The organism is Bradyrhizobium sp. STM 3557, assembly GCF_045571465.1.
In the GTDB taxonomy this organism is placed as follows: Bacteria; Pseudomonadota; Alphaproteobacteria; order Rhizobiales; family Xanthobacteraceae; genus Bradyrhizobium.
The window spans coordinates 5,245,084-5,257,658 of sequence record NZ_CP120697.1 but is presented as its reverse complement, the minus strand read 5'-3'; the positions used below and the strand labels follow the sequence as shown (position 1 = coordinate 5,257,658).

The 12,575-nt window shown below is 64.0% G+C and carries 11 protein-coding genes; 8 read left to right on the top strand and 3 right to left on the bottom strand.

Annotated elements, in window-relative coordinates; genetic code table 11:
• Nucleotides 1-75 precede the first annotated feature (75 nt).
• Nucleotides 76-774 (bottom strand): ArsR/SmtB family transcription factor, encoded by a 699-nt coding sequence (locus P6U24_RS24165; RefSeq protein ID WP_407154988.1) that lies wholly within the window; start codon nucleotides 772-774, stop codon nucleotides 76-78.
• Between the two features lie 73 nt (nucleotides 775-847).
• Between P6U24_RS24165 and P6U24_RS24160 the strand changes: the two genes are divergently transcribed.
• Together P6U24_RS24160 and P6U24_RS24155 are read left to right on the top strand one after the other, a co-directional pair.
• A complete protein-coding gene (locus P6U24_RS24160; protein WP_407154987.1) occupies nucleotides 848-1,162 on the top strand; it encodes an NIPSNAP family protein in 315 nt (104 codons plus the stop codon).
• Between the two features lie 64 nt (nucleotides 1,163-1,226).
• Nucleotides 1,227-2,042 carry an oxaloacetate decarboxylase gene (locus P6U24_RS24155; protein ID WP_407154986.1) on the top strand — a complete coding sequence of 272 codons (816 nt, stop codon included), beginning with the start codon at nucleotides 1,227-1,229 and terminating at the stop codon, nucleotides 2,040-2,042.
• 84 nt (nucleotides 2,043-2,126) lie between these two features.
• Here the strand turns inward: P6U24_RS24155 and P6U24_RS24150 are convergent, their stop codons facing one another.
• Complete coding sequence (locus P6U24_RS24150) at nucleotides 2,127-2,546, bottom strand: hypothetical protein (RefSeq protein ID WP_407154985.1); 420 nt, start codon at nucleotides 2,544-2,546, stop codon at nucleotides 2,127-2,129.
• A gap of 176 nt (nucleotides 2,547-2,722) precedes the next feature.
• Between P6U24_RS24150 and P6U24_RS24145 the strand changes: the two genes are divergently transcribed.
• Nucleotides 2,723-3,367 carry a trimeric intracellular cation channel family protein gene (locus P6U24_RS24145; protein WP_407154984.1) on the top strand — a complete coding sequence of 215 codons (645 nt, stop codon included), beginning with the start codon at nucleotides 2,723-2,725 and terminating at the stop codon, nucleotides 3,365-3,367.
• A gap of 98 nt (nucleotides 3,368-3,465) precedes the next feature.
• Here P6U24_RS24145 and P6U24_RS24140 read toward each other — a convergent pair whose 3' ends face one another.
• Nucleotides 3,466-4,659 carry a cytochrome c gene (locus P6U24_RS24140; protein WP_407160566.1) on the bottom strand — a complete coding sequence of 398 codons (1,194 nt, stop codon included), beginning with the start codon at nucleotides 4,657-4,659 and terminating at the stop codon, nucleotides 3,466-3,468.
• A gap of 291 nt (nucleotides 4,660-4,950) precedes the next feature.
• On the opposite strand from P6U24_RS24140, the gene P6U24_RS24135 reads away from it, so the two are divergent.
• The 5 genes from P6U24_RS24135 (at nucleotide 4,951) to P6U24_RS24115 (ending at nucleotide 12,476) form a co-directional block, all read left to right on the top strand.
• Nucleotides 4,951-8,442, top strand: coding sequence for an indolepyruvate ferredoxin oxidoreductase family protein (locus tag P6U24_RS24135; RefSeq protein WP_407154983.1), 3,492 nt, complete (start codon nucleotides 4,951-4,953; stop codon nucleotides 8,440-8,442).
• A 114-nt stretch (nucleotides 8,443-8,556) separates the two neighbouring features.
• Nucleotides 8,557-9,057 carry a DUF4262 domain-containing protein gene (locus tag P6U24_RS24130; RefSeq protein ID WP_407154982.1) on the top strand — a complete coding sequence of 167 codons (501 nt, stop codon included), beginning with the start codon at nucleotides 8,557-8,559 and terminating at the stop codon, nucleotides 9,055-9,057.
• A gap of 207 nt (nucleotides 9,058-9,264) precedes the next feature.
• Nucleotides 9,265-9,885, top strand: a complete 621-nt coding sequence (locus P6U24_RS24125) for a phasin family protein (protein WP_407154981.1) — start codon at nucleotides 9,265-9,267, stop codon at nucleotides 9,883-9,885.
• A 1,044-nt stretch (nucleotides 9,886-10,929) separates the two neighbouring features.
• Entirely contained in the window at nucleotides 10,930-12,087 is a 1,158-nt protein-coding gene (locus tag P6U24_RS24120) for a thiolase domain-containing protein (RefSeq protein ID WP_407154980.1), read from the top strand.
• Nucleotides 12,087-12,476, top strand: a complete 390-nt coding sequence (locus P6U24_RS24115; protein WP_407154979.1) for a Zn-ribbon domain-containing OB-fold protein — start codon at nucleotides 12,087-12,089, stop codon at nucleotides 12,474-12,476. The genes P6U24_RS24120 and P6U24_RS24115 overlap by 1 nt, the downstream gene beginning before the upstream one ends.
• Nucleotides 12,477-12,575: the final 99 nt, after the last annotated feature.

Below are 12,575 nucleotides of genomic sequence, written 5' to 3'. Positions count from 1 at the left end.
GCACGTGATGACACCGGCCGCTTTGTGTTCCTTGGATGTTGATGTCCAAGGATAGAGGTTAACGCTGGATAGAGGTTAGCGCTCGGCGCTGCCGAACAGCCTGTTGAAATGTTTCTCGCCGTTTCGCGTGAAATTGACGATGCGACTGCCGGGCGTGGCGTCCCGCGCCGCCCATTTCAGCTCGGTGAAGCGCTGCATCAGGGCGGCGCCCAGCGTGCCGGCGAGGTGATGCCGCCGCTCGCTCCAGTCGAGACAGGCCTTGCAGACCGGCCGGCGCGGATGCGCAAGCATCTGTGGCGAGATCTGCAGCTGCCTCTCCAGGAAGCGCTCGCCCTCGCTCGTCAGCGTGATCTCCTGCTTGCGGTGACGCAGCAGCTTCTGCCGCGTCATGCTGTCGAGCATCTGCACGCCGAGATCGCCGGCGAGATGGTCGTAGCAGATGCGGGCGCGGCGCAGCGCCGGCTCCTTCGGCCCGGTGCGCACGCGCATATGGCCGGTGCGTGCGGCAAGCCCGGCGAGCCCCTCCAGCACGTCGGCGATATCGGGATCGGCGAGGCGGTAGTAGCGGTGGCGGCCCTGCTTCTCGGGCTCGATCAGTCCGCCGCCTTCGAGCTTTGCCAGATGCGAGCTCGCGGTCTGCGGCGTGACGCCGGCCTCCTGCGCGAGCTCGCTCGCGGTGAGCGCCTTGCCGGAGAGCAGCGCAGTCAGCATGTTGGCGCGGGCGGGATCGCCGACCAGCGCGGCAACCATGGCGATGTCGGGACCTGATTTCATGCTTCGATGTTAGCCGAAGCATCCCGTTCACGCAAGCGGCTATTGAGAGATGTCGTCAATATCGGAGGTTGTCATGCCCGTCACCGTCTTCATCCGCTATCAGATCGATCCGCATCGGCGCGAGCAGTTCGAGCAATATGCCACGCGATGGCTCGGGATCATTCCGCGCTGCGGCGGAGATCTGATCGGCTATTTCATGCCGCATGAAGGCACCAACAACATCGCCTTTGGTCTCGTGTCATTCGATAGTCTCGCATCTTACGAGCGTTATCGCGCCACCTTGCGCTCCGATGCGGAGGCACGAGCGAATTTCGCCTTCGCCGAGGAGCACAAGTTCATCCTCGCCGAGGAGCGCACGTTCCTGCGCCAGGTGGTGGCGCCGGGTTGAGCAGATCGGCTATGGTCTGCCGGCGCTATCAGATCATCACGATTCAACGATAAGGGAAAAACCCATGACCGTCTCACCTAAGGACAAGCGCGCGGCCTTTCGCAGCCTGCATCAGGGCGGCTGCTTCGTGCTGCCGAACCCGTTCGACGTCGGCAGCGCCAAGGCGCTGGCTCATCTCGGCTTCAAGGCGATCGCCTCGACCAGCGCCGGCTTTGCCTGGAGCATCGGCAAGGCCGACAACAAGGTTGATGTCGACGAGGTGCTGCATCATTTGTCGGCAATCAGTGCGGCCGTCGACATTCCCGTCAATGCCGATTTCGAAGGCGGCTTCGCTCACGAGCCGGAGGGTGTTGCCGCCAATGTGACGCGCGCGGTGGCGACCGGTGTTGCCGGGCTCTCGATCGAGGATTCCACCGGCGACAAGGCAAAGCCGCTCTACGAGCGCAACGTCGCGGTCGCGCGCATCCAGGCGGCGCGGCAGGCGATCGATTCTGCCGGCGGCGACGTGCTGCTCACCGGCCGCTGCGAGGCGTTCCTGTGGGGCCAGCCGGATCTTGCGCTCGTAATCGACCGGCTGACCGCCTATGCCGAAGCGGGCGCGGACTGCCTCTACGCGCCGGGGATCAAGACCCGCGAGGAGATATCAGCCGTCGTCAAGGCCGTGGCGCCCAAGCCGGTCAATCTGCTGATCGGCGCCTCCGGCCTGTCGCTGCAGCAGGCCGAGGAGCTTGGCGTGCGCCGCATCAGCGTCGGCGGCTCGCTGGCGCGGATGGCCTGGGCCGGCGTCATGCGCGCGGCCAGGGAGATGGCCGAGCAGGGCACCTTCACCGAGCTCGCCAGCGGCTATCCCGGCGGCGATCTCAACAAGATGTTCAGCTAGCACTCCACTCCATTCTGGCGGCTACAGACAAGAGAAGCGGCGGGCGAGGTGCCCGCCGCTTCTTAGGTGTGAGTTGCGCTTCCGTTAGTGCGTGTTGTTGTTCTGACCGGTCGGCGGCGGTGCCGACTGGTCCATCTCCGAGCTGCCCGGCTGAGCCGACGGCGCTTTCGGACTGTTCGGCGCCGCGCCCGTGGTCACACCAGGTGCCTTGTTGTCCGTGGGGCTGGCCGGCTGGGTCTGCGCCGACTTGGTCGGCGGCGGATTGCTGGCCTGGTTGTTGCCGGTCGACGAATTGTTCAGGCCGTAGAACACTGCGGCAAGCAGGATGGCAATGCCGACGGCAAAGGCCGCGACCTTGCCGGTCGAGCTAGGTCCTTCGGCCAGCTCGGGATCGGGCTGCAGCTCGTTGTCGAATCGCTGCGGGCTGCGCGGCGGCACATCGCTCATGCCGGCCATGTAGGGATCGTTGGGAAAGCGCTCGTCGGGAAAACGATCGTTGGCCATAGCCATCTCCTCTTCGTCTGTCTTTCGTCTTTCCTGTCGTCGATCGTCCCAGACAACCAACGCCGGCTGCGATCCGTTCCGGCGGAACTCCGCGGTTCCATTGTGCCTGCGCCGATCTGGTCAGCGGTACTGCCCCGCTCTAGGTTCCCTCTGATGATGAGTCTTGGGGGAAACACATGTGGACTTTGCCGCCTGGCGACACCGTGCTGCACCTGCTCTCGTGGGTCGCGCTGGCGGCGCAGTCCATGACCGCCGCGTTGGCGGCCGGCCGGCGCAGCATGGACTGGGTCGGCGTCTGCATGCTGGGCGCGATCACCGCGCTCGGCGGTGGCACGGTGCGCGACGTGCTGCTCGGGCATTATCCGCTGGCCTGGGTCGAGCGGCCGTCCTATCTCGCCGTTACGGTGATCGCGGCATTCGCCACCATCCTGATCGCACGCCTGGTCGACCGGCTCACGACCGCCTTCCTGGTGCTGGACGCGGTCGGTCTGGTGGTCTTCTCCATCGCAGGCTGCGAGGTTGCTTGGCAGATCAACGTCTCGCCGCCGATCGTGATCGTCGCCGGCATGATCACCGGCTGTGCCGGCGGCGTGCTGCGCGACATCCTCTGCAACGATGTGCCGCTGCTGTTCCGCGCCGAACTCTATGCCAGCGTCGCCGTCGCCACCGGCCTGGTCTACGCGATCGGCTTCGTGCTGAAGCTGGATGGCGATCTCTGGACCTTCATGACCTTTGCGGTGGGCTTGAGCTTCCGGCTGCTCGCGCTCCGCTACCGCTGGAACATGCCGAAATTCGTGTATGTCGGCAGCGAACGGAGTTAGAGCGCGTTTTCAAGCGAAGTGGAGATCGGTTCGCGTCAAGAAAACGCGTCAGAATAGAGAGCTAGAGCCTCCGTTCCGATTCCATCGGAACGGAGGCTCTAGCGCCGCGCGGCCTTGACCTGGTCGGCCGTGACCGTCGGCGCCGCATTGCCCCAGGCGTTGCGGATGTAATTGGCGACGTCGGCGACCTGCTGGTCGTTGAGCTGGTGCGCGTAGGCCGGCATCGAGCCGGTGTTCGGCGCGCGGGGGGTGGTCAGCGTCTGCGCGCCATCGAGGATCACACGCAAGGTGCTCGATGGGTCCTGCGCCTGCAGCAGTGCATTGCCCGGCAATGGCGGATAGATCCGCGGTGCGCCCATGCCGTCGGCCTCGTGGCAGGAGATGCAGGCGCGGGCATAGATCGTCTGGCCGGCGATCATGCTGGCGTCGGAGGGCGGCGTGCTGACGGCGTCCTGCGGCCCTGCCGGCAGGGACTTGAGATAGACAGCGATGGCGCGGACGTCCGCGTCGGCCATCTTCGAGGTCGAGGTCACGACCACCTCGGCCATTGGCCCCTCGGCATGGCTTTTCGCATTGCGGCCGCTCGATAAATATTCGGCGATGTCGTCCGAGCTCCAATCCTTCAGGCCGGAGCGGGCGGCGCCATCGAGCCGCGGCGCGAACCAGCCGCCGACCCGGCCGCCGGATAGCGGCGCACCGCGCTTCTCGGCGCCGAGCAGGTTCTTCGGCGTATGGCAGCTGCCGCAATGGCCTGCTGCCTCGACCAGATAGCGGCCGCGATTCCACTCCGCGCTCTTGGCCTGATCGGGCAGCAGCACGCCGGGCTTGAGGAACGCCGCATCCCATAGCCGCATCAGCGGCCGGTAGTTGAATGGAAAGCGCAGCTCGGGCGGCGGCACCTTGTTCGACACCGCTGGTACAGTAGCGAGATAAGCGCGAATGGCCGCGATGTCGTCGCGGGTCAGCTTGGTGAAATGCGGGTAGGGGAAAGCGGGATAGTAGCGCGAACCGTTTGGCGCGATGCCCTCACGAAGCGCACGGCGAAAATCCTCATCGCTCCAGGCGCCGATGCCGGTGCCGGGATCGGGCGTCAGGTTGGGCGCGAAGACCGCGCCGAACGGCGTCTCGATCCGCTTGCCGCCGGCGAACGGTTGCGCCGGGTCGGCGGTATGGCAGCCGGCGCAACCGCCGATCACCGTTAGCATCTCGCCGCGGGCGGTCTCGGCTGGCGCCCCCCCGTCCGCGCGCATAATCGCACTGCACAATAACAGGCCAGCCAGAATCGTCCTGATCACAGCAAGACCTTTCCAAACAAACCGCTGCCCGCGCCTTTGCGGCACGGAAAAACAAGAGCCGTCATCAGCACGCCGTTTCGCGGCGCGCCCTTGCCACGACACAATCGCAAAATTTCGCATCCATTCCAGGCCACGAAATTGCGAATTGCGGAAGCCATTACAAATGCGACGAAATTTGTGATGCATGCGTGACACGAGCCGACATAGATTACATCTAAAGCCTGGGAGTCCGAGGGTTTTGATGCCCTTGGAGCGCGCCGGCGCAGCACGAGGTTTGAAGAGGGCGGAATGGGCATCAACGAAGGTGCGATCAATCTCGAACAGAAATACACCGCCAGCTCAGGCCATATCTTCCTGACGGGCATCCAGGCCCTGGTGCGATTGCCGATGGCGCAGATCCGGCGCGACCGCGCCGCCGGCTTGAACACCGCGGGCTTCATCTCCGGCTATCGCGGCTCGCCGCTCGGCGGCTATGACCAGCAGCTGTTCGCCGCGCGCAAGCACCTCGAGCAGTACAACATCAAGTTCCAGCCCGGTGTGAATGAGGACCTGGCGGCCACAGCGGTCTGGGGCTCGCAGCAGCTGCATCTGTCGCCGGGCGGCAAGTATGACGGCGTGGTCGGCATCTGGTACGGCAAGGGCCCCGGCGTCGACCGCTCCGGCGATGTCTTCCGCCATGGCAATGCGGCGGGCTCGGCCAAGAATGGCGGCGTGCTGTGCCTTGCCGGCGACGATCACGGCGCCAAATCATCCACCGTGCCGCATCAGTCGGATCACGCCTTCATCTCGGCGCTGATGCCTTATCTCTATCCGTCCTCGATCCACGAGATGATCGAGATGGGCCTGCTCGGCATTGCGATGTCGCGCTATTCCGGCTGCTGGGTCGGCATGAAGGTGATCACCGAGACGGTGGAGACCACGGCCGAGATCAACCTCAACGACGAGATGACGCCGTTCGTCATTCCCACCGATTTCGAGATGCCGCCGGGCGGTCTCAATTTGCGCTGGCCCGATGACCGCTTCGAGCAGGACCGACGGCTGCAGGACTACAAGGGCTTTGCCGCCATTGCCTTTGCCCGCGCCAACAAGGTCAACCGGGTCACGATGGATAGCCCGAACGCCCGCTATGGCATCATGGCGTCCGGCAAGAGCTATGAGGACATCCGCCAGGCGCTGCGCGAGCTTGGCATCACCGAGGAGGTGGCCGCCAAGATCGGGCTTCGGCTCTACAAGATCGGCATGCCCTGGCCCTTGGAGCCGGAAGGCGTGCGGCAGTTCGCGGTCGGGCTCGAGGAGATCTTCATCGTCGAGGAGCGGCGCGAGATCGTCGAGAACCAGGTCAAGCAGGAGCTGTTCAACTGGCGCGACGACGTCCGCCCGCGCATCGTCGGCAAGATGGACGAGCACGACAAGCGCTTCCTGACCTTCGCTGCCGAGCTCAGCGTCGCCTCGCTCGCCAGCTCGCTCACCGAACGGCTTCTCCGGCTCGATCTCAATCCCGAGATCGCAGCGATGCTGCGGGCCAAGGCCGACTGGTTCAACGGCCGCGAAGCCTCGCAGATGCAGCTGGTGTCGCCGGTGGCCCGCACGCCATATTTCTGCTCGGGCTGCCCGCACAACACCTCGACCAAGGTGCCGGAAGGAAGCCGCGCCATGGCCGGCATCGGCTGCCACTTCATGGCGCTGTGGATGAACCGCTCGACCGAGACCTTCACCCATATGGGCGGCGAGGGCGTGCCATGGGTCGGCATCGCGCCGTTCACCGACGAGAAGCACATCTTTGCCAATCTTGGCGACGGCACTTATTTCCACTCCGGCATTCTCGCCATCCGCCAGGCGATCGCCTCCAAGGCCAACATCACCTACAAGATCCTCTACAACGATGCGGTCGCGATGACCGGCGGCCAGCGCCATGACGGCGACCTGTCGCCACAGCAGATCACCTATCAGCTGCACGCGGAAGGCATTCGCGAGATCTATCTGGTCTCGGAAAATCCGGACGCCTATCCGGCCGATACCATCGCGCCCGGCGTCAAGCTCGCCCACCGCGACGAGCTCGACAACGTGATGAAGACGCTGCGCGAGACCAAGGGCGCCTCCGCCATCGTCTTCGTGCAGACCTGTGCCGCCGAGAAGCGACGCCGCCGCAAGCGCGGCACCATGGAGGATCCGCAGCGCCGGGTCTTCATCAACCCGGCCGTCTGCGAAGGCTGCGGCGACTGCTCGGTGCAGTCGAACTGCATCTCGGTCGAGCCGTTGGAGACCGAGCTGGGGCGAAAGCGCGTCATCAATCAGTCGAGCTGCAACAAGGACTATTCCTGCGTGAAGGGCTTCTGTCCGTCCTTCGTCACCATCGACGGCGGCAAGCCGCGCAGCCGTGCGCCGGCCGAGCTCGGCGAGATCGGGGCGCTGCCGGAGCCGGCATCGAAACCGGCGCTCGACAAGCCCTACAACATCGCGGTCGGCGGCGTCGGCGGCACCGGCGTCCTCACCATCGGCGCGCTGCTCGGCATGGCCGCTCATATCGAGGGCAAGGCCTCGATGATCCTCGACATGTCGGGCCTCGCCCAGAAGGGCGGCGCGGTGCTCAGCCATGTGCGCCTCTCCGAGCACACCGCCGACGTGACCTGCTCGCGCATCGTCACGGGCACTGCGGATCTTGTGATCGCGGCCGACGAGGTCGTCGCCGGCTCCAAGGAGACGATTACGCTGTGCGATTCCTCGCGCACTCACGGCATCATCAATAGCCATCTGATTCCGACCGCGGACTTCATCCTCAACCGCGACTTCAACTTCCAGAACCGCAAGGTCGCGCAGGTGCTGGAGACGGCGCTGCGCAACGATTCCGACTTCGTCGATTTTACCAAGCCGGCCGAGGCGCTGCTCGGCGATGCCATCGCCACCAACATGATGATGATGGGCTATGCCTATCAGAAGGGGCTGCTGCCATTGTCGGCCGAAGCCATCGAAAAGGCGATCGGCATCAACGGCGTCGCGGTCAAGATGAATACCGAAGCGTTCCGGCTCGGCCGTCTCGCGGTGGTCGATCCGGCGCGGCTCGCCGAGATGATGAAGGGCCATGACGAGATCGAGGCGCCGAAAGCGCTGGACGCGATGTCGCTCGATGAGATCATCGCCCATCGCACCGATTTCCTGACCAAGTATCAGAACGGCCGGCTCGCCAAGCGCTACCGCAAGCTGGTGGATCAGGTGCGCGAGGCTGCGGAGAAAGGCGGCTATGGCGAGGCGCTGCCGCGCGCAGTCGCGATCAACTATGCCAAGCTGCTCGCCTACAAGGACGAGTATGAGGTGGCGCGGCTGTTCGCCGACGGCACCTTCGAGAAGCAGCTCCATGATGCCTTCGAAGGCGACTACAAGATCAGCTTCAACCTGGCGCCGCCGATCTTCAATAGCGGCGTCGATGCGCAGGGACGGCCGAACAAACGCACCTACGGCCCCGGCATGATGAAGACGTTCCGCTTGCTGGCGAAGCTCAAGGGCCTGCGCGGCACGCCGCTGGACATCTTCGGCTATTCGGCCGACCGCAAGATGGAGCGCAGCCTGATCACGGCCTATGAGAAGGACGTCGCCAGCGTGCTGGCGCAGCTGTCGCCCGCCAACGCCGAGACCGCGCTCGAGCTGTTGTCGCTGCCGGACCGCATCCGCGGCTACGGCCCGGTGAAGGAGAAGTCGGTGAAGGAGGCACAAGTACGTCACACTCAGCTCGTGGCCGACCTCGCCAACCCGCCTCCGGCCCCAAGGCAGATGGCAGCGGAGTAGGGCGTTCTTTCTCCGTCATTGCGAGGAGCGAAGCGACGAAGCAATCCAGACCTTCTTTGTGACTCTGGATTGCTTCGCTTCGCTCGCAATGACGGCTACATCAGCGATCGTGCAATGTTCACTGCTCTCGATGCTCCCCCTGAGAAACTCGACCGGCACGAGCAGAACGTCGTCGCGAAGATTCGTGAGCATGGCTGGTTCGCTCACCATATCGGGGCGGACAAGGAGGGGCCTGGCTTTTGCTACACCACCGGCTTCTGGCTGAAGTTCAGACACCCAGAGCTGATCGTATTCTCGCTGCAGGCGCAGACCGCGCACGATACGTTCTGGCACATCTATCGCGAGCTGGAAGCCGGACGGCGCGTCGTGGTGGGTGCACAGACCGGCGAGATCTTCAAAAATGCACCCGCCGTGCTGCTTCCGGTAGCGCAGCGGCATTATCGAAATTACTTGGGATGGAGCCGCTGGTTTTACGGCAATGACAACTTCGAATGTGTGCAGTTGCTTTATCCCGATTCCGACGGCCGCTTTCCATGGTCGCCCGATGCGTCAGCGGGCAGCCGGAGCGCGCAGCCAGACCTCACCGAGGGAAATTGGTTCGGGCTGGAACAGTAGTCCCTCTATGTTCGGGACCGTGCGCAAGCCTTGGCATTTAGGAACGCGTCGGGCGGCGCTTGCCGCCGTTCACCAAGCTTACCTTAAATTCATTAATGGGCGGAACGGTCTCGGCAAGATAGCGTTGCTCGGGCAGGAGCTGTGTCAGGTACCAGCACAGGATTCCGAGCTTACAAACAATCAATAATATCTCGAGGAGAAGTAGAGATGGCAAATCCGCGCCAGGAGGAAAGGTCTACCCAGAACGTGGGTGATGCAGCTCGGCAAACCGGTGAAAGGACGGCTGAGCAAGCGTCGCATATCGCACAGAGTGCGGCCGAGCAGACCGCGCGCATCGGACAGGCAACCGCCCAGGCCGGCGAGGAGGTGGCGCGGGTCGGAGCCACCCTCCTGAAGCAAAATGCCGAGACGCTTCAGAACACGTGGCGTTTCGGTCTGGACATGACGAACGCCATGATGGGACGTTCGACCGAGCAGATCAGTCGCACGCTTGGACTGACCGGGCAGGAAGCGCAACAGGCAGCCGAGCGGTCGGCGCGCAATGCCCAGAGCATTCTCTACTCTGCGACGGCGGCCACCAAGGTCATGACCGGAATGTCACAGGAGTACTTCGTGCTCGTTCGGCATCAGATCGAGCATGGAATGGAGCGTATGAACGAGTTGTGGAATTGCCGGACCCCGCAGGATCTCGCGGCTGTTCAGACTGATCTGCTTCGTGATGCCGTGGGCAGTGTCTTGGAGAGCAGCCGCCGTATGGCGGACATGTCGGTCAAGTTGGCCGAGGATGCGACCAAGCGCATGGAAGAGACCGTGCGACATGCCGCCTGACTCGACAATTATCACGTAATGCGGGCAGGGGCGGCTGAACTGCAGCCGCTCCTGTCTTGAGCGCCGACAGCCATACGAGCGCGGCTCGCGTGCGGCTGTCTGTTTGTTTCCGGGGGCGGGACCGAAACTCTTCAACCGAACCTTTGCGGCCATTTCGGAGAACTCGCGTCAGCGGTTGGCTGCGTTCGGAAGCTCGCTTTAGTGGCCTCATTGCTCGCTGCGCCGCTTGCGGCCAAGTGTGCATATCCGCCATGTGCAAATTGCCCGTCGTGCCAGTCTGTCGCAGTTGTGCACCTTGCCTTGTCGGGCAAATCACGACGATCATCTCGGCCATCCCGCCTCACCACGGAGGGGCGTTGCGCGCGATCGTCACGACACGCGAGGCGGGGATGCGGTGGACGTGGAGCCTCGCAGCATGCTCGCGCATGCGGACGAACGATGGCATCACGGACGTGAAATCGTGTGGTCCTGGCCTCCCGGTGCTGAGGCCTGCGGCAACGCGCGGAAGGCGCGTTGCCGCAAATGGGGACAACAAGCCGGTCCCCAAGGAGAGCGCGTATAAGCGTTAAAACCGCCGCGCAGGGAATGCCGGATGATCCGGCTGCACCTGTGGTGACTGCCGCCTGCTTTTTCTTCTGCAGGCGGGCCATGGGTGAGGCCTTCACCCGGCATTCCCTGCGCCCTCCGTACTGATGAGGGTGAGCGAAGGCAGCACAACTCGGGCATGACATGCCGCGGGAACGAGAGGTCGTGTGTGTAGATCGGCGATGCGTCATCCTCGGTGTCGTCCCGGCCTCGCGCCGGGGTCCATAAGCACCGACCGAAGTTTGCCGATGATCCTCTGCCACCGAATGCCATCGAGAAATCACGCGGTATGGATCCCGGGTGGCGCTCACTTCGTTCGCTTGCCCGGGACGACGGCCGAATGAGTGGCGCTACCGTCATCTCCACCGCACGGAATATTTTCGCACCTTGCCAAGCCCCGAGCGAGGGTCCAGAAAATCGCGTCAGGAGAGGGACGAAACGACCTATGCGGAGACCCAGTTGACCATCAAGGGCAAGGCCTACATCGCCGGGATCTATGAGCATCCCACCCGGCACGCACCCGACAAATCCACCGCACAGCTGCATGCCGAGGTCGCCAAGGGCGCGATTGAGGACGCAGGGCTGACCAAGGACGATATCGACGGCTATTTCTGCGCCGGCGATGCGCCGGGCGGACTGTGGCCGATGGTGGATTATCTTGGTCTCAACACCAAGAAACTCCGCCATGTCGATTCCACCGAGACCGGCGGTTGCTCCTATCTCATCCATCTCGGCCATGCGGCCGAGGCGATCGCCGCCGGCAAGTGCTCCGTCGCGCTGATCACACTCGCCGGCAAGCCGCGCACCGGGCCGATGCCGCCGCGCGCCGCCGGCGCCGAAGCCGATTTCGAGGCCGCCTACGGCGCCACCACGCACAACGCCTATGGCATGTGCGCGATGCGCCACATGCACGATTATGGCACGACCAGCGAGCAGCTCGCCTGGATCAAGGTCGCCGCCTCGCACCATGCGCAATACAATCCGCATGCGATGCTCAAGGAGGTCGTCACGGTCGAGGACGTGCTCAATTCGCCGATGATCTCCGATCCCTTGCACCGCATGGATTGCTGTGTCGTTACCGATGGCGGCGGCGCGCTGATCGTCACCACGCCGGAGATCGCGAAAAGCCTGAAGAAGCCGCTCGTGCGGCTGATCGGCCATGGCGAGGCCGCGAAGGGGCCGCGTGGCGGCAAGGATCTCGATCTCACCTACTCCGCCGGTGTCTGGTCCGGCCCCCGCGCGTTCGAGGAGGCGGGCGTCACCCCGAAGGATATCAAATACGCCTCGATCTATGACAGCTTCACGATCACCGTGCTGATGCAGCTCGAGGACCTCGGCTTCTGCAAAAAGGGCGAGGGCGGCAAGTTCGTTGCCGACGGCAATCTGATCTCGGGCGTCGGCAAGCTGCCGTTCAACACCGATGGCGGCGGGCTCTGCAGCAACCATCCGGTCAACCGGGGCGGCATGACCAAGATCATCGAGGCGGTGCGCCAGCTGCGGGGGCAGGCGCATCCGAAGGTGCAGGTGCCGAACTGCGATCTCGCTATCGCCCATGGCACCGGCGGACTTCTGGGCGTTCGCCACGCCGCCTCGACCTGCATTCTGGAGCGCGTGTGATGTCTGAAACGAAGAAATATCCGGCCCCGGTGACCAATCCCGAGACCAAGCCGTTCTGGGATGCGGCCGCGCAGGGCAAGCTCATGATCAAGCGCTGCACGGCCTGCGGCGAGCCGCATTACTTCCCGCGGTCGATCTGCCCGTTCTGCTTCTCGGACCAAACCGTGTGGGAGGAGGCGAGCGGCGAGGCGACGATCTACACCTACAGCCTGATGCGGAAGTCGCCGACCGGGCCTTATGCGATTGCCTATGTGACGCTGAAGGAGGGGCCGTCGATCCAGACCAACATCGTCGATTGCGACATCGACAAGCTCAAGATCGGCCAGAAGGTGAAGCTGGTGTTCAAGCCAACCGACGGCGCACCGCTGCCGTTCTTCACGGTGGCCTAGTATTTGCTAGGCGCGGCTGCAGCTAAGCAAACGGTTCACCCTCTCCCCTTGTGGGAGAGGGTGGCAGCCTCAAGGCGATGCTTTGCATCGCCTTGAGGC

Bases quoted from the DNA above. Each gene is read 5' to 3' on its own strand.
- P6U24_RS24130 (WP_407154982.1), top strand. From the start codon at position 8,557: ATGTTCACTGCTCTCGATGCTCCCCCTGAGAAACTCGACCGGCACGAG.
- P6U24_RS24115 (WP_407154979.1), top strand. From the start codon at position 12,087: ATGTCTGAAACGAAGAAATATCCGGCCCCGGTGACCAATCCCGAGACC.
- P6U24_RS24155 (WP_407154986.1), top strand. From the start codon at position 1,227: ATGACCGTCTCACCTAAGGACAAGCGCGCGGCCTTTCGCAGCCTGCAT.
- P6U24_RS24150 (WP_407154985.1), bottom strand. From the start codon at position 2,546: ATGGCCAACGATCGTTTTCCCGACGAGCGCTTTCCCAACGATCCCTAC.
- P6U24_RS24135 (WP_407154983.1), top strand. From the start codon at position 4,951: ATGGGCATCAACGAAGGTGCGATCAATCTCGAACAGAAATACACCGCC.
- P6U24_RS24125 (WP_407154981.1), top strand. From the start codon at position 9,265: ATGGCAAATCCGCGCCAGGAGGAAAGGTCTACCCAGAACGTGGGTGAT.
- P6U24_RS24145 (WP_407154984.1), top strand. From the start codon at position 2,723: ATGTGGACTTTGCCGCCTGGCGACACCGTGCTGCACCTGCTCTCGTGG.
- P6U24_RS24160 (WP_407154987.1), top strand. From the start codon at position 848: ATGCCCGTCACCGTCTTCATCCGCTATCAGATCGATCCGCATCGGCGC.
- P6U24_RS24165 (WP_407154988.1), bottom strand. From the start codon at position 774: ATGAAATCAGGTCCCGACATCGCCATGGTTGCCGCGCTGGTCGGCGAT.